This window comes from Pontibacter sp. E15-1, assembly GCF_022601975.1.
Lineage (GTDB): Bacteria > Bacteroidota > Bacteroidia > Cytophagales > Hymenobacteraceae > Pontibacter.
Window position 1 is genome coordinate 52,771 of sequence record NZ_JAKVIR010000021.1, and the last position, 15,893, is coordinate 68,663.

General features: G+C 53.0%; 18 protein-coding genes. 8 read left to right on the top strand and 10 right to left on the bottom strand.

The window, feature by feature from the left end:
• Positions 1 to 115 precede the first annotated feature (115 nt).
• On the bottom strand, positions 116 to 349 hold the full coding sequence (locus MKJ04_RS15320; protein WP_241642526.1) for a hypothetical protein: 234 nt from the start codon (positions 347 to 349) through the stop codon (positions 116 to 118).
• A 306-nt stretch (positions 350 to 655) separates the two neighbouring features.
• Here MKJ04_RS15320 and MKJ04_RS15325 point away from each other — a divergent pair, with 306 nt between their 5' ends.
• Entirely contained in the window at positions 656 to 1,051 is a 396-nt protein-coding gene (locus MKJ04_RS15325; protein ID WP_241642527.1) for a hypothetical protein, read from the top strand.
• 36 nt (positions 1,052 to 1,087) lie between these two features.
• Here the strand turns inward: MKJ04_RS15325 and MKJ04_RS15330 are convergent, their stop codons facing one another.
• Positions 1,088 to 1,489 (bottom strand): hypothetical protein, encoded by a 402-nt coding sequence (locus MKJ04_RS15330; protein ID WP_241642528.1) that lies wholly within the window; start codon positions 1,487 to 1,489, stop codon positions 1,088 to 1,090.
• Between the two features lie 264 nt (positions 1,490 to 1,753).
• On the opposite strand from MKJ04_RS15330, the gene MKJ04_RS15335 reads away from it, so the two are divergent.
• Positions 1,754 to 2,575 carry a murein L,D-transpeptidase catalytic domain family protein gene (locus tag MKJ04_RS15335; protein ID WP_241642529.1) on the top strand — a complete coding sequence of 274 codons (822 nt, stop codon included), beginning with the start codon at positions 1,754 to 1,756 and terminating at the stop codon, positions 2,573 to 2,575.
• 134 nt (positions 2,576 to 2,709) lie between these two features.
• Here the strand turns inward: MKJ04_RS15335 and MKJ04_RS15340 are convergent, their stop codons facing one another.
• The gene (locus MKJ04_RS15340; protein ID WP_241642530.1) at positions 2,710 to 2,901 is read right to left on the bottom strand and encodes a hypothetical protein; all 192 of its coding nucleotides are present in this window, start codon (positions 2,899 to 2,901) and stop codon (positions 2,710 to 2,712) included.
• Between the two features lie 288 nt (positions 2,902 to 3,189).
• On the opposite strand from MKJ04_RS15340, the gene MKJ04_RS15345 reads away from it, so the two are divergent.
• Both MKJ04_RS15345 and MKJ04_RS15350 read left to right on the top strand, forming a co-directional pair.
• On the top strand, positions 3,190 to 3,999 hold the full coding sequence (locus MKJ04_RS15345; protein WP_241642531.1) for a M48 family metallopeptidase: 810 nt from the start codon (positions 3,190 to 3,192) through the stop codon (positions 3,997 to 3,999).
• 136 nt (positions 4,000 to 4,135) lie between these two features.
• Positions 4,136 to 5,047: a diacylglycerol/lipid kinase family protein gene (locus MKJ04_RS15350; RefSeq protein ID WP_241642532.1), complete on the top strand. Its 912-nt coding sequence runs from the start codon at positions 4,136 to 4,138 to the stop codon at positions 5,045 to 5,047.
• Here the strand turns inward: MKJ04_RS15350 and MKJ04_RS15355 are convergent.
• The gene (locus tag MKJ04_RS15355; protein ID WP_241642533.1) at positions 5,042 to 6,271 is read right to left on the bottom strand and encodes a metallophosphoesterase; all 1,230 of its coding nucleotides are present in this window, start codon (positions 6,269 to 6,271) and stop codon (positions 5,042 to 5,044) included. The two genes, MKJ04_RS15350 and MKJ04_RS15355, sit on opposite strands and share 6 nt — an antisense overlap.
• A 5-nt stretch (positions 6,272 to 6,276) precedes the next feature.
• Complete coding sequence (locus tag MKJ04_RS15360) at positions 6,277 to 6,927, bottom strand: LON peptidase substrate-binding domain-containing protein (protein ID WP_241642534.1); 651 nt, start codon at positions 6,925 to 6,927, stop codon at positions 6,277 to 6,279.
• A gap of 184 nt (positions 6,928 to 7,111) precedes the next feature.
• Here MKJ04_RS15360 and mtgA point away from each other — a divergent pair, with 184 nt between their 5' ends.
• Both mtgA and MKJ04_RS15370 read left to right on the top strand, forming a co-directional pair.
• Positions 7,112 to 7,846 (top strand): monofunctional biosynthetic peptidoglycan transglycosylase, encoded by a 735-nt coding sequence (mtgA, locus tag MKJ04_RS15365; RefSeq protein ID WP_241642535.1) that lies wholly within the window; start codon positions 7,112 to 7,114, stop codon positions 7,844 to 7,846.
• Positions 7,836 to 8,282 (top strand): YybH family protein, encoded by a 447-nt coding sequence (locus MKJ04_RS15370; RefSeq protein ID WP_241642536.1) that lies wholly within the window; start codon positions 7,836 to 7,838, stop codon positions 8,280 to 8,282. Before mtgA ends, MKJ04_RS15370 begins: the two co-directional genes overlap by 11 nt.
• 152 nt (positions 8,283 to 8,434) lie before the next feature.
• On the opposite strand, the gene MKJ04_RS15375 is transcribed toward MKJ04_RS15370, so the two are convergent.
• From MKJ04_RS15375 to MKJ04_RS15390, 4 genes are all read right to left on the bottom strand, one after another.
• Positions 8,435 to 8,692, bottom strand: coding sequence for a twin-arginine translocase TatA/TatE family subunit (locus tag MKJ04_RS15375; RefSeq protein WP_241642537.1), 258 nt, complete (start codon positions 8,690 to 8,692; stop codon positions 8,435 to 8,437).
• A 200-nt stretch (positions 8,693 to 8,892) separates the two neighbouring features.
• Positions 8,893 to 10,023 (bottom strand): App1 family protein, encoded by a 1,131-nt coding sequence (locus tag MKJ04_RS15380; RefSeq protein ID WP_241642538.1) that lies wholly within the window; start codon positions 10,021 to 10,023, stop codon positions 8,893 to 8,895.
• A gap of 57 nt (positions 10,024 to 10,080) precedes the next feature.
• Positions 10,081 to 10,917 carry a M48 family metalloprotease gene (locus MKJ04_RS15385; protein ID WP_241642539.1) on the bottom strand — a complete coding sequence of 279 codons (837 nt, stop codon included), beginning with the start codon at positions 10,915 to 10,917 and terminating at the stop codon, positions 10,081 to 10,083.
• Between the two features lie 153 nt (positions 10,918 to 11,070).
• A complete protein-coding gene (locus tag MKJ04_RS15390) occupies positions 11,071 to 11,475 on the bottom strand; it encodes a hypothetical protein (RefSeq protein ID WP_241642540.1) in 405 nt (134 codons plus the stop codon).
• Between the two features lie 154 nt (positions 11,476 to 11,629).
• Here MKJ04_RS15390 and MKJ04_RS15395 point away from each other — a divergent pair, with 154 nt between their 5' ends.
• Together MKJ04_RS15395 and MKJ04_RS15400 are read left to right on the top strand one after the other, a co-directional pair.
• Positions 11,630 to 12,712, top strand: a complete 1,083-nt coding sequence (locus MKJ04_RS15395) for a DNA topoisomerase IB (protein WP_241642541.1) — start codon at positions 11,630 to 11,632, stop codon at positions 12,710 to 12,712.
• A gap of 472 nt (positions 12,713 to 13,184) precedes the next feature.
• The gene (locus tag MKJ04_RS15400) at positions 13,185 to 14,180 is read left to right on the top strand and encodes a 2-hydroxyacid dehydrogenase (RefSeq protein ID WP_241642542.1); all 996 of its coding nucleotides are present in this window, start codon (positions 13,185 to 13,187) and stop codon (positions 14,178 to 14,180) included.
• A 111-nt stretch (positions 14,181 to 14,291) separates the two neighbouring features.
• Here MKJ04_RS15400 and MKJ04_RS15405 read toward each other — a convergent pair whose 3' ends face one another.
• Positions 14,292 to 15,830, bottom strand: a complete 1,539-nt coding sequence (locus MKJ04_RS15405) for a hypothetical protein (protein ID WP_241642543.1) — start codon at positions 15,828 to 15,830, stop codon at positions 14,292 to 14,294.
• Positions 15,831 to 15,893: the final 63 nt, after the last annotated feature.

Here is a 15,893-nt window from a genome sequence, read left to right on the forward strand (position 1 = left end):
GCCCCCCCCCCAACACCGGCCACACCTCCCCTTTTTTCTCTCCGGTGGGGGGGGCAAAACCCAAAGAGGCCCGGCTGCAATCGCAGCCGGGCCTCTTTGCTTGTGCCGCACTGATCTATTTAACAATATGGTCCGGCCGCTGGATAATCTGTACAACCACCTCATGCAAGTCACCCTCCCGGTCCTCTAACTTATAGATAACCATGGGGTTATCAGCATCCAGGATAGATTCTATTTCGATTACCCGGTGGCCATCCTCCAGCCTGTGCTCTAAATTCGGGGCAAGTTCTTCTAGCGCCTGTGCAAAAGTGACTTCAAGTTTACTGGGGTTGTAATGCGTTGTCCTCATACTGTTTTTATTTAATAACAATCGCCTGAAAGAGCGTATGTAAGTGTTCTGAATGTAAAAGTTCTATTTATTTCCCCTTAGGTATACCCATGTATACAGCTATTGTTTCATGGAAAAGGCAAATACCCAATAAATGGTGAGCTTTATGTTATTTTGAGTGGGGATATTTTAAAACGAGGTATGATGTATGAAAAAAAACATCAGTATAGTATAATTAAAAAGTACGGCAGCATAAACCCGAGCAGATTAAATCCGTTAAACAGGGCAGAAGTTGACACAGTGCAGTAGCAACATAAACCTGAATACATGAAACGAAATATACTCTTCCTCTTCCTGCTTTTGCCCGGCATGGCGAGTTATGCCCAACACTTACACGTGACCGATGACAGCCTGGACAAAATTGTGCTGGCTGTGGCGCTGGATGGCTCTGCCATGGCTAATATAGAAATGAAAAAAGAACTGGCACTCAGCGAGAACCAGTATGAAATGGTAGAACGCCTGAATGCTGACCGCTATCAGAAAATGCTTGCCGCTGAACAGCTTTACGCTGCCAACGCGCCGGAGCGCTCCAAGACGCTTCAAAACATTGTGAAGGAGAGAGACCAGGTGTTGCGTGAAATCCTCAGTGAACAGCAGATGCGCCATCTCTTGGACCTGGAAGGCCGGTTTAACGTGCAGTTCGTGTCTGAGATTAAGGACTAACACACCATAAGTGCAAGTGACGCAGCAAAGCCCGATTCAGTCGGGCTTTGCTGCGTTATACGGCTGGTGATACGTTACCTCCGATACCTTTCCGAGCGCGTTGATGCGTACCTCCACACGGTTTGCATCCGACATGCGGGAGCGGTCCTTGCACTGTGCGCCGGGTTCGAGGTAGTAGTAATAGATGCGCTGGTTTCGTTCCAACAGCTCTTCACTATCCGGCTTCCCGAGCAAATTGCGCAGCACGTACTCTTTCTTGCCATAAAGCTCTTTCCTGATTTTCTCAAAAGCCCCGACCAGTTCACTGCGCTTCCCTTCGCAGGCATACGTGTCAGCTTTCCAGCCCTCACTGTCGAAGTCTCTCAAACCCTCGGGGGTAGTGCAGGATGCGAGCAGCGCCAAAGTCAGCACCGGCACAAATAGAATACGCTTATACATATCAGTTACGTCTAGAGTCTCAAAGTTGCAGCTTGAATCGGTGACACACAAGTTATAGCGTGAAAATCAGGTGCCGCTGTGGGTATGTTGCTCTGCGCTAGAGGTATAAACGGTGATAAAATACACCGCAAGGCTATGTATAACTCGATTTAAACCTCTCCAAGCCATTTATTTGCAGTATCTTTCGGCAAGCCCGGAACAATTTAGACGGCTGTGCCTGTTGCTTACTTGAAAACATACAACTGAAGCCAAAAATAAAGATATATGCTTAGAGTAACCCTAACGTCGCTAGCCCTCGGCCTGTTATCGTTTACCTCTCCACATTCAAGCGCTGTTGACGCAGCCGCCCCAGTAACCGTTTCCGATGTCAGCACTGCCATCGCTGTAAACGCCTCAGCGCTTTCTTTCTCTGAGAAAGAAGCCGCCTTCGACGATCACATTCTGGACATCTACAACGAGACCAATCTCAAACAAAAAGGCCTTTCTTTTGAGGTCTTCAAAAACGGGGTGGTGGGTTTCCAGAACTTCAAGCGGCAGCACCTTAACGCCTCCGACAAATCCATCCTGACCGTGATCGATTTTACGAAGTCAAGCCGGGACAAGCGCCTGTGGATTATAGACCTTAAATCAAAGAAATTGCTTTTCAACACGCTGGTGGCTCATGGCCGCAATACGGGTGAAGACAAAGCCGTGAAATTCTCGAACCAGCCCAACTCTTATATGAGCAGTCTTGGCTTTTACCTGACTGATGCCACCTACTTCGGGAAGCATGGCCTGTCGCTGCGCCTCAATGGTATGGATGGCAAGTATAACTCCAATGCCATGGCGCGCGCTATCGTGATGCATGGGGCCGATTATGCCACCTCTGATTTTGTGAAGCGGTATGGCCGCCTCGGCCGTAGCCTCGGATGCCCGGCAGTGCCGCAGGAGTTCTCCAAGGAGATCATCACCGCGATCAAAGACAAGACAGTTATCTACATCCACGGCAATGACAGCCGCTATACCTCCGATTATCTTAATCCGAAGCAGGCAGTGGAGACGTTTGCCCTGGAACATTCTGCTGCTGCAACTATGGCGGCCATCTAACACTTCGGCCTGCCACCTCGCGCATCATAGATGATGCAAAGCCCGACGGGTATAAATTTTATAGGCATATAAACAGCGCGCCCCTGCATGAATCCATGCAGGGGCGCGCTGTTTATATAGGCTGTGCTTGCTCGTTAAACGGTATCCTTGATAGTCTTGACGAGATTGATGCCGGCGAAGAAAAAGATCAGCCCGACAACAAAAGGAACGGCAGAGGTAAACTTACCCACCATGGCACCGTCACCTCCCATCACAAAGGCATATGCTCCCCAAATGATGCCTACGATCCCCAGGATGACCAGTATGGCTCCGAATATTCGCTTCATATTCATATCTTTCAGATTTATATATACTACAAAATGCCTACTCAGGCAGTTAATTTTATCTTCTTACGGGAAAGTGCTTAAAAGGTGATAATAGCATCGGTTTAACAGCCACAGAGGCAAAATTCAGTGCATCTGTTTTGTTTTTCCGATGCCTTTGTAACAGCAGGCGCGCGCCAATCGCGTTCCCGAAAAATAGCGCAACCACTCCCGATAGTGTGCCGTTCACATGTTACCAAAGCTGCTGTATACCGGCGGGCGCGGGAAAACACCACTTAAACAAATACGCCAATGAGAGGAGTGATAAAATTTATTGTAGCCCTGCTGCTAGCGGCTGTGTCGCTTGTCACGTACTGGTGCAACACCCAGGAGAATGAATTCACCGGAGAGTCGCAGCACGTGGACATGACCGTGGACCAGGAGATCGCCCTTGGGCTACAGGCCGCACCGCAAATGGCTGAGCAGTATGGCGGGCTCCACGCGGATCGGGAAGCTGCGCAGTCGGTGAAGGCTATCGGACAGAAGCTCGTGCAAAACACCAAAGCTGGCACGACCCCCTATACCTTCGACTTCCATCTGCTGGCAGACGAGCAAACGGTAAACGCTTTTGCCTTGCCCGGCGGACAAATATTCATCACGGCAGGCTTGTTGAAACGGCTGAGCTCTGAGGGGCAACTCGCCGGGGTGCTGGCGCATGAGATCGGGCATGTGGTGGCCCGCCACTCTGCGCAGCAACTGGCTAAGGCCAAGCTTACGCAGGGCCTCACAGGTGCCGCCGCCATTGCTACCTACGACCCGGAGAACCCTGCCAGCAGGGGAGGGGCAGTGGCCGCTGCCATGGTGGGCAAGCTGCTGACCATGCGCTATGGCCGGGATGATGAATTGGAGTCGGATAAGCTGGCGGTGCAATTGACGGGAGCCTCCGGCTATGACCCCAGGGCCATGATTGAAGTGATGCGCATCCTGGAGCAGGCAAGCGGTGGGGCAGGCGGACCTGAGTTTATGCAAACGCACCCCAATCCGGGCAACCGCATCGCGGAAATAGAGCGGGCCATTCAGGAAACCTATCCAAACGGTGTTCCGGAAGGCCTGCAGCAGTAATCTGCGGTGGGGGGATAATACTTTCTCCCAAAACGTGCAAGCTACACCCACTTGTAGCGTTAGAGCAGCATACACCGGGCAGGCACTTAATGCTCATTTTATCGTATCAAAAACCTGTAATCAGGTATGATCACTCATGGAAAACAAACTGCTCAGCAACTTGCTCTTCGTCATCAACCCTATTGCCGGAGACATTGACAAAGAAGAACTGGAAGAGGAAATAGTGGTGATGTGTCAGGAGCACGGAATCAAATGTGAAATCTACCGCACCACCGGAGAAAAGGACCAGGAGATGCTGCGGGCTAAAATAAAGGAAAATGCCTACGACGGTGTGTTTACCGCCGGAGGGGACGGAACCGTCAACCTTGTCGCCTCGCTGCTGATTGGCACAGAGACGCCGCTGGGCATGATCCCGCTGGGCTCAGGCAATGGGCTCTCCAAGGACCTTGGCATCCCGCAGGACTCTGAAGAGGCGCTTGAACTGATACACCACAACATCATCCGCAGCATAGATACACTTACGCTTAATGGCCATCCGTCCATCCACCTCAGCGACCTCGGCTTCAATGCCCTGGTGGTGCAGGGTTTTTGCGAGAGCGGCACGCGCGGCCCGGGTTCCTATGCCCGCATCGCCTTGCAGGAGTACCTGAACTACGAGCCCAAAACCTACCGCATCGAGACAGACTCTGAAACGTATGAGGGCAAGGCCTTTATGGTGACGATCGCCAATGCCAATGCTTTCGGGAGCAATGCCAGTATCAACCCCACCGGCATCCTGAACGACGGGCGCTTCGAGATATGCCTGATTGAGCCCTTTCCAAAGGCGGCGGGCATCGGCATAATGTATAAGCTGTATACCGACAGTATAGATACCTCCGTTTATTCGCGACGCCTGAGCTGCAAATCCGCCACCATATACAACCTCGAGAGAGAAATCATGCACATAGACGGCGAGCCAGTTGACCTGGGGGAAGAGGTAAAAGTGGAAATGCACACGAAAAGCCTGAAGGTTATTTTGCCCCCACATCAAGATGAAGAGTATTTATGACGGCGAAGGAACCGTGGCCTGTTGAGGGGCGGTTTGCAGGAGGCTGTCTAGCTTTTTCCGGAACACCACCGTTTCCTGATCGGGCACGGCTGCGGCGAGCGCCTCCATCCATACCTCGCCGTTGCTGTAGTAATTGAGCACAAAAAAGCCCAGTTCCTCCAGCGTGAAGGTTGCCTTTCCACCCTTTTTCACAAACGCCGTCTTACTGCCAGAGCCACTCACGATGTAATGATTTTGCCGCACCTCAAAATGCTGCAGGTTATGGTCGTGCCCGGCCACGTAGATGATGTTGCTGTAGCGGTGCATGATGGCCAGCAGTCGCTTGCGCATTTTCTTGTACTTGCGGTGCGACATGTCTTCGTAAGCCCCAAAAAATTTGCGGTAAAACGGGTATAGCGACCCAAAAATAGGCAGCGGGATGTAAATGCGCTTGTGCGCCGCGGTGAGCGGGAAGATATGCTGCTTCATCGTGAATTTGCCGCCATGCAGGGCATTGCTGTACAAAGGGTGGTGGGCGGCCACCAAAACGCGCTGGTGCCTGTTGCGCCGCAGCAGATCATTGAAGGCGATGAAAAACTCCTCAATGTCGGTATACGGGCAGCCATACTTGCTGCCAAGTGGCTTTTCACCGCGCTGCACAAACCACTGGGTGTTGATCACGACAAGCAGAAGCCCCTCAGCCAGTTGCAAACTCACGGGCCCCGGACAGCCGTGGCGCGGCAGGTAGCTGTCCTCATCTTGCAGTTTTGCCAACACGTATTCTTCCTGGCGCAGCATTTGTTTATACCCCCCCTCTCTGCCTTTCAGCCAGTCGTGGTTGCCACTCAGAAAGATGCCTTTGCCTTGGAAGCTATCGATATGCTCCAGCAACAGGTTCAGGCGCGTCTCGGCGACATCGCGCAGCCTGTGGCCCTCCTCGGGCAGACCGATGGGATAGAGGTTGTCGCCCAGGAAAACGGCTGTGCTGGCGCTCCCTGCCTTTTGCTGCCATTTTTCGAACAGCTGCATCACCGGGTCGCTTCCATCTAATGCAATGGCCCCGATATCTCCCAGCATGGCCACGGAATGCACCAGTTCAGCCCCTTCTGAGGGGGTATGGCGCTGCCAGCCCAGGTCTGCCAGCTTATAGAATGGCTTGCGGCGGTATTTGCGCTCCTGTAAGTAACTGAACACAATAAACGCGAAGAGCAGAATGGGGATGATGGTAGCGAAATAGATCAGCATATAGGTCAGAGTAGAGGTGCGCAAAAATTTGGAGGCAGGAGATTTTTGAAATGCCCGTTCAGGCGTACCCTGTCTTTAAGCTGCTCCGTTTGCTGCACCACCGGCAGGGTTTGCTGCAAATGCTGCAGTACCAGTTCCTGCCGCGCGGACTCGCGCTTCAGCTGCAACAAGGCGTATTCCTGCTCCAGAGTGAGGCCAAGCTCATGGGCGATGGAGAATATTTTGTAGTTTTCAGGGAGCTCCACAGACAGCTTGCTAAGGCCAAGCGCCTCATACAGCTCGTGCAGCAAGGCCGTGATGTTTTGTTTCATCACCAAGTCCTCATCATCGATCTGGGGGACGGTCTCTAGCTCGCCACCGGCATACATCTTTGCCGGAGCTGTTTTATCAAATTGCAGAAGTTTAAACACCTCTATGCCCTCCGTACGGATATCTATCTCTCCGCTATCATACTTCTTCTCGATCTGCACGAGTCGCACCTCGGTCCCGTACAGGCCAACCCCATTCTGAATATAGGTAGGGATGCCGAAGGTGTTCTTGTCTTCCACACAATCCAGCACGAGCTGCCGGTAGCGTGGCTCAAATACGTGCAGGTTCAGTTTCTCGCCCGGAAAAACGACTATGCTCAAGGGGAAAAGGGGGAGGTATCTAGCCATATTCGATAAAGGGTTTTGAAACCTAACAGTGCAAAGCGTTTTTTGTCTTTTTCAGATTGGTGCCAATTTCATCGCTTACGCACAAAGCACACAAGTGTTAGGAGGTATATCTTTGGCTGGATGACGTGGCTTGCTTAATCTTTAGAACTGTTTACCTTTGCGACCTCGAAGTAGAGGTGTTAAAATGAGTAAAAAGCGTGTTGGGCTGAAGTTTATCAAAATGCTTGTGGTGAAGCTGGCGCTGAGCCTGTTCCTATTGAGCATCGCCTGGGTTTTGTTATACCGCTGGGTCGCGCCGCCTGCCACGCTCCATATGCTGAAACGCCGTGCGGAGGCTGGGGCCGCAGCCAAAGAAAACCCGCATATCCGGTATGCCTTTGTGCCGCTGGAGGAGATGTCGGATCAGCTGCCGCTGGCCGTTGTCGCCTCAGAGGACCAACGCTTCCCGGTGCACAATGGCTTTGACGTGGATGCCATTCTGGATGCCGTGAAACGCAACCGCAAAGGCGGCAACATCCGGGGCGGAAGCACCATCAGTCAGCAGGTGGCCAAAAACGTATTTCTGTGGCACGGCCGTAGCTATTTCCGGAAAGGGGTGGAAGCCTATTTTACCATGCTCGTGGAAGTGCTCTGGGGGAAGGAGCGCATTCTGGAGGTATACCTGAACATTGCCGAAATGGGAGACGGGATATTTGGGGTGGAGGCTGCCTGCCAGTCGTATTTTAAAAAGCCCGCCAAAGACGTGAACCGGCAGCAGGCCGCCTTGCTCGCCGCAGTGCTGCCCAACCCTATCAAATACTCGGCTGCAAGGCCCTCCGCCTACGTGCTGAACCGACGCAGGCGCATTGCCAATGCCATGCGCAACCTCGGGGGCACCACGTATATCCAAGAAATCATACCTGCAAAAGATGAAAAATAAGCTGCTGTATGCGCTCCCGTTTCTTGCCGTTGCCTGTGTAAGCCCACGCCAGCCCTCGCTCGACGCAGACACAAAAGCAGAGGTGCGGCAGGTGCTAACTGAACAGAGCGCATGCTGGAGCAAAGGCGACCTGGAATGTTACATGCAAGGGTACTGGAAGTCCGACTCACTCCTTTTTGTCGGCTCCCGTGGCCTTACGTATGGATGGCAACAAACGCTGGAGAACTACCAGCGCAGCTATCCAACGGCCACAGCCATGGGGCACCTCACCTTTAACCTCAAAGAGATGCGGGAGCTCTCGCCAGAAACAATGCTTGTAGTGGGCAAATGGCATTTGCAGCGCAACGCCGCAGCCGGTGACCTGGAAGGGCATTTCTCCGTGATATTCCGGAAGTTTACGGAAGGGTGGAAAATCATCGCTGACCATTCCAGCTAAAAGGTATAGGGTATAAATCAAAAAGGCAGGCGCTGTACAATCATGTACAGCGCCTGCCTTTTTGATTTAGGTTGAATCTCCCGGTTGTAAAGGGCTAATCTCCTTTACAAAATCGGTGAAATTCAAAGCATTTAACCAGCTATTGTCAGTCGTTACAAAGCGGCTTTTTCAGCAGTGGTGTCAGCGGTATAGGTCTTGGCTGCTGGCTTTGGCTCCTCGCGCTTTGGGTTTTCGATGTCGTTTTTGATTTCATTAGTGGCATCCTTAAACTCCCGGATTCCGCGGCCAAGGCCTTTCGCCAGCTCAGGAATGCGCTTAGCCCCGAAGAGCAAAAGCACGGCAATAAGAATTATGATTACCTCTGTGCCTCCAAGGCCACCGATGAATACTAATATGTTGTTAAGCTCCATAGTCGTCAATTTAAATATTTTTTAGCTAATGTTGCGTGAGTATAAACGAAGGCGACATGCTTTCGGATTGCCTGGACGCACAATTAATCGGCAACCGGCAATACTTGGACAAAGCTGTCTCGCTTTTCATACCCTGTAAAGCACGAGCGGCAAACAAAGTTCAATTCTGCTTCAAAAATGGCTAAATTTATACCCATTTCCTAGGCATCGCCCTTCTCATCCATCGCTGCCTCACGGCTAACCTCTTCCACTTCAGCCTGAAAGATATAGCCTTTATCGGCTGCGTGCGCGGCGGCGGCAGTGGTTTCTTTCACCAACACGAGCTCTACCTCTCCGTTTAGCTTTAGCTCGTCGGCAATGCTGGTCACAGCCTGTGTGCGCGCCGCAACATTCACGTCCCGGATATAGATCGCCATGATGCGACCGGGATAGTTCTTCACCACCTCGCGGTAGATGGGGGCATCCTGCTGGCCGCTGTCGCCGATCAGTATGAAATCAAGTTTCGGGTATGTCATCAGGATGTTCTCGATCTCCTTGTACTTGTGGCTCATGTGGTCTGTGGACATGAATTTCGCTTCGTCGATGCCGAAGTCGCGGAGCAGCAGCGGCCCCTGCGGAATCTGGTTCAGTTCAAGAAAATGGTAGAGGAGGTCGTAATTATTCCAGGGGCTGCTGGAAACATAGAAGAAGGGGTTGTTGCGCTTCCCGTTGCGCCCAAGTTGCAGGGAGCGATAAAACTGAGAAACCCCATGAAAAGGAATCCGGGTATGTGCATTGTTCAGCAGCACGTTTCTACCGGTCTCCAGCATGCTGGTGGCTCCTGTCCGTACGATGGTGTCGTCGATGTCGGAGATGATCCCATACTCGGCGTCAGGAGGCGGCACCAGCACAAAGGCCGTCTCCGTCACCTCTTCCTCCAGCTTAACCGGGGCTTCCACAAGGCGCAGTTGGATGGGGTGCCAGATATCCTCTAACTCCAGCGGGGCGGCAGGTTCGATGTTGATCACAAAATAGCCTTCGGCGTCTGTTGTGATTTCGTGTTTTCGCCCCTGCAGGGTCAGTTGCACCCGCGCATTGGGAATCTCGTCACTCTCAAAGCGGCGGTACATGTTCAGGAGGTTTTCCCATAGCGTATCGTCCTCCTCCGACCGGGTGATGCCCTTGTTCACCAGCACGCGCCCTTTCACATAGAGCCTGTCGGGGGTGCCGTAACTCCGGTAGGTCATGATCTGGAGCGGTTTGAGCATCCCCAGTTTGTTCTTGAGCGCAAACGTGAGGGAGTCGATTTTGCTTTCAGCCTTCAGTATTCCCTTAACTACCTTGTTTTTCATATTTTTGATTAGGATGCGCTACACAACACCTGCTTTTGAGGGCAGCCATAGCAGAGGTTATAGGTTCAGTGCGTTTTTCAGCTGGTTGAAATCCGTGTCAGGGGCGGAGGTGATCTTACAGCCCTCTTTCTCGGCCTTCTGCGAAATCTGCTCGATGCGGTTGCCGGGGTTGGGGTGGGTGCTCAGAAACTCAGGAGGGGCTCCGCTCTGCGCCGCATCCTGCTCCAGCTTCTGAAAAAAGCCCGCCACTCCATCGCAGGCGTAATAGTTGGTGCCCCCCAGATACTCCACAGCGTAGCTGTCTGCCTCCGTTTCGGCGTCGCGGCTAAACTTCAGCCCCGCCAAGGAACCCGTCAGTTGGGCGGCGATCTGTTGCAGGGTACCCGGGTCGTTGCCCAATGCCACGGATAGCAGCAATGCTATACCGTAATCGCGCTGCAGTTGCTTGGCGCTATGCCGTCTGTCTGCGTGAGCAATCTCGTGGGCCAGCACACCGGCAAAATGGTCTTCGTCGGCGAGGTACTTGATCAGGCCAGTGTATACATAGATGTGCCCGCCGGGGGTGGCGAAGGCATTCAGGGTTTGGTCGTCTTTGATCAGTTTCACGCTCCAGGGAAACTCCTGACGGTATTTCACTTTTCCCGAATTCAGAACTCGGTTCACGATTTTATCGAGGTGCTGGTAGGCCTGCTGGTCCTTTGCGCTGCTGCTGTTGCGCTCTATCAGCTTGCCCTGCGCCCGGTTGGTGGAGTCTATCTTCTCCGACACCTGCTGGCCCAGCTTGATGTCATCATCGACCGAGAAAAGTACCCCGTCACCGTTATCGCAACTGCCCATGAGCAACACGCCCAGGACACCCAGAAACCAAATCGAAATTTTACTGCTTTGAAGCATACCAGAATATGTGTGTGTTAGTACAACGCACCATCAGCCTTGGGTATACATTCGCTTTTTGTGAAAGAAAAAGTACCCTTTGTACAAAATGGGCTTGCACAACACCATACGCAGTCAGGCCAAATTAGGATTTGCGCCGGGGCTCGGTTGCGTTCATTTCGTCTCGCGGAGCACCTGCCTGCTGAACAGGACCGACACCGCCAGCGTAAGCATCGCGATCACCAGCATGGCGGTGGTCAGCAGAAAGGCCATGCCTGCGGTATCGGCCGGTGTGGCGCTCTGTGCCTGTTGCCCCATGCCGAACAGGCGCAGGAAGTAGGTGGCCGAGCGCCAGCCAAGCAGCAACGTGAGCAGGGCGGCCTCAGCGGCCCCCAGCACGAAGCCCCAGCGTTTGCCACGGTTCAGAAAATGCCCCGCCGTAAGGCCGAGCAGGCCGCCCGCCACACCGGTATACAGCGCGGTCTTCGCCTGTTCGCCCGCCAGGTCGACGGCCACGACGCCACACGCCAGCATAAAGAACCCGAAGAAAGCGTAGAGGTAGGAGATATTCTTGTACATGGTATGATCCTGGTTGAAAGCGTGAAACGAAAGGACAAATATAGGGCAAATCCCAATTAACCCCTGCAGCAGTCTTGATGGGCCGCTTGATGGCACAACTTTTACCCCGTTCCGAAGTATGAAGTGCTGAGGCGCGCATTCAAGGCCTCATACAATGGCGAAGAAACACGATTATCACGAATTATACGCTGACCCCTCCAAGTCGGCAAACAGGGCAGGCCTGCGCTATACCACCGACGCAAAGCACGGCTATACCCGGAAAAAGGCCGGTAAAGGATTTTTTTACCTGGACGAGAAACAAGAGCGCGTAACAGACGAAACAGTGCTGGAGCGCCTGAAAGGGCTGGTTATACCCCCCGCCTGGACGGATGTGTGGATTTGCAAATCTGCGAAGGGGCACCTGCAGGCCACGGGCCGCGATGAGAAGGGCCGCAAGCAATACATCTACCATCCGAAGTGGCAGGAGGCCCGCAGCCTTACCAAGTTCGGGCGCATGATTGAGTTTGGCCGGCAATTGCCCAAGCTGCGCGAGTGCATCCATACCGATATCGGCTCCCGGAAACTGGATCGCCGGAAGGTGACGGCCCTGGTGCTCTCGCTAATGGACAACGCCCTGATCCGCGTCGGGAACCGCCACTACGCCAAGTCCAACAAGTCCTATGGCCTCACCACCCTGCGCGACAAGCACGTGACGATCGAGGGAAGCAGTATCCGGTTCTCGTTTAAGGGCAAAAAAGGGGTGGAGCACGAAATAGACCTCAACGACCGTAGGCTGGCGCGCCTCGTAAAACAATGCCGCGATATCCCGGGGTATGACCTCTTTCAGTATTTCGATGAGAACGGCGATCGGCAGACGCTGGAGTCGGGGGATGTGAACGAGTACCTGCGCGAAGTGACCACCGAGGACTTCACCGCAAAGGATTTCAGAACGTGGGGAGGCACCGTGAAGATGGTAGAGTGCCTGGAGCAGGTGTTGGAGCAGGACGGCAACCTCGACAAGGAAAAGCACATCAAAGAGGCCGTGAAGGAAGTGGCCAAGGGCTTAGGCAACACACCGAGTGTTTGCAGCAAATACTACATACACCCCGAAGTGGTGAACCTGTTCAGGGAAGACAAACTGCTGCAATACCTCAAGCGCCACCATGAGAACTCCGCTGAAATAGAGCACCTGACAGGTACAGAGGGGTTCGTGCTGAAAATGCTGCAACAGGTGGCCAAGGAAAAAAAGTTGGCCTAAAAGGATAGCGTAATAAACGATAAAAAAGGAGCCCGGAAATAACATACTTTCGGGCTCCTTTTTTTATTAAGCTTTTCTTTCTTTTTTCTCAGCCAATGCCCAGTTCAAATAGAGGGCGCGCATGTATAGGAACTTGTTTGGGAGTGAAATATACCCCATTCCTAACCTATTTGAAGGAGGCTTATTACCAGGAGCTGAATTTTCTTACTTCAAAGTAAACGGTATGCACTCCTTTCAACGGGGTAGGGTATAAGCAAAGGCCATACCCCAACCAGTTATACCCTAACCAAAAAATCATACCACCCTACAGGTATAAAATGCCATGCTGCGTGGGTATGAGGCAGTTCTGGAAAACCGCTTGCTCTTTATGGGGTATACCTAAAGTAACTACCCAGGCTCAGATGCTAATTTTATTTGTGTTACGATGCATCCGATGATGGGAAATTGATTGAATCTAACTAAAACGAAGGGTATGGAAGTTGTTTTTTTTAGTGCCAAAGCCTACGACAAGCAGTTTTTTAGGGAGGCGAATAAGGAGTTTGACTTTGAGATGAAGTTTCTGGAGGTGCATCTGCAGAAAAGTACTGCCGTGCTTGCCAAAGGGTATAAAACGGTGTGTGTTTTCGTGAACGACACCTTGGACGCCGAGGTATTAAAGGCTTTGTCGGAGCAGGGGGTGCAGGTGGTGGCACTGCGCTGTGCCGGCTACAATAACGTGGACCTGAAGGCAGCCGATGCATTGGGTATAAAGGTGGTGCGGGTGCCCGCGTATTCGCCCTATGCTGTAGCCGAGCATACCCTTGCCCTGATCCTGACCCTGAACCGCAAGACGCACCGCGCCTACAACAGGGTGCGGGAAGGCAATTTTGCCCTAAACGGACTCATGGGCTTTGACCTGCACGGCAGAACCGTCGGGCTGATTGGCTTAGGCAAGATTGGGCTCGTGACCGCGGGCATCCTGAGGGGCTTCGGCTGCAGGGTGTTGGGGTATGATATCGTAAAGCCTGAGGCTGCGGATAGCCTGGGCATCGCGTGCACAGACCTCGATACGTTGTATAACCAGTCCGACATTATCTCCCTGCACTGTCCGCTTACCCCAGCCACGCGCCATCTTATTTCGGCTGAAAGTATCGCCAAAATGAAAAAAGGGGTGATGCTGATCAACACGAGCCGCGGCGCGCTTATCGACACTGCCGCCGTGATCGATGCCCTGAAAACTAGCCACATCAGTTACCTGGGCCTGGATGTGTATGAGGAAGAGGGTGACCTGTTCTTTGAGGATATGTCTGATAAAGTGATTCAGGACGATGTTTTTATGCGGCTGCTGTCTTTTAACAACGTCCTGATCACGGGGCACCAGGCCTTCTTCACCAGCGAGGCCATGCAGGCCATCGCAAACGTGACGCTACAGAACATCCAGGAGTTTACGACAGGCACACAACTCACAAACGAGGTGAAAAGTGGCTGATCTTAAAAGTACTCCCCCAAAAAAGGAAAACTAAGTTCTACCACTTTCAAAGCATTCAGCGCAACTTTTGAGAAGAGAACAATATCCCGCTTTCGAAAAGCAGAACATACCTTAATTTCCCTCGCGGTCATAGGCAAATTCACGCACATCACGGGAAGTCATGTCTCTTGCCTCCGTGCCGAAGGAGAGGTTGTTCCCCCTTTTCGTATCATATATCCTGGTCATTTTCCGTAAACCACCCACCGACGAGCTATCAGCGATGGTGTCTTCTCCGCGGCCCCCATAAATTTCGAGTAGGATGCCCTGCCGTACATTTCCTCGTACTGTAAACGTGTCGTCTCCGGGCAAGCCATACAGCGTGATGCGCTCAGTCTCGTCGCGGTTAAAGACGCGGTGGTAAAGCGGGGAGGTATGGGGACTGGCTGATTTACCACGGTATACGGTTACCTCGGTCTGGGCATCGCTCAGGCGATTTAGGGCAAAAAACTCATCTTCATCAGTTCCCGCAATCGCGACGTGTTCGGCTAGGAGGAGGTATATTTCCTTTGCAACCTTGGGCAGTTGGTCGCGCCGGCTTTTCAGGTTACGGATGGTTTGTGCTCCGTACTGACGGTATATGGGCGGTGGCAGCCTGCGTATAGCCTGCATGATCACCGCATCCGTCAACTGCCGCTGCATGTCTCCGGCTATCTGTAGCCAGTCCTGTAAACTCAGCTCGTTCAGCAAGCGCTCATCCATAAACTGCGCATTGATCAGGTAGGCTTTCACATCGTTTATTTCCTCATCAAAACTATGGAATTTGCGCACCAGGAACTTGCTTGTCGCGATGGCGGGCACGAGGCCGTCGTCCATCTTCATGAACACCTGGTCCCGGTCTTTCGGAATGGGGGTAAAGGTAAATTCCGACCCGTTTTTTTCTACAGCCCATTCCCACTGACGTTTGTGCCGGTCCCAATCCCCGAGCAGCACATCGAGCAGACGGGCCCGCGCAAAAGCCTTTTGATTAAAACGGTAGTTGTTTCGGGCATACCGCTGTTGGAAGGCCTTGTCAGAATCCTCAAAATCAACGGTGGTGCCATGGGCCGGAGAGAGGTCGGCGGTGGACTCGAATTTCTCCTGCAGCAGGAAGAGCTTGCCCTGCACCTCAGGCGCATACGGGCCGAAGCTGGTGTCTTGCTTGTCCACGTAGAAAATGCGCGGATTGGAATGGTATACCCCCGTGGCCGCAGCCAGCACAGGCACGACCAATGCCGCATACGGGTTGCTCGCCGAGGTTTGGTCGCGGAGCACGTTGGCCACGAAGGTGCGCCGCCAGAAGGGCGGCACCACGGAGACAGGGTTCTTGTCGAGGGAGCGCAGGGCATACAGTCGTCCGAGGCTGTCCTGCAGCGTAAAGCTGGTGGTCTGGAAGCCGCCCCCTTTTTTCTCGATGGTTAGCCCGCCATATAGCTCTTGGAGCCGCAGCACCGGCACTTTTACCGGGGTGGTCCAGGCCTTGCGGTTATGGTCGCCCCAGAAAAACCGGTGAAAGCCGCTGCGGTCGTAATGGCGTCCCGCGATGGCCCATACACTGTCTGGCCCGACTGGGGCCATACCCGGCAGTTCGTCGGCAGAGACACGGGCATCTTCCTGAAAAAAGTTCTCATCCACACAGCTGCTCAGACAGAAAACGACAGCCAGCGGCAGCAGCCAGCGCAAACAAGGGGTGGGAGT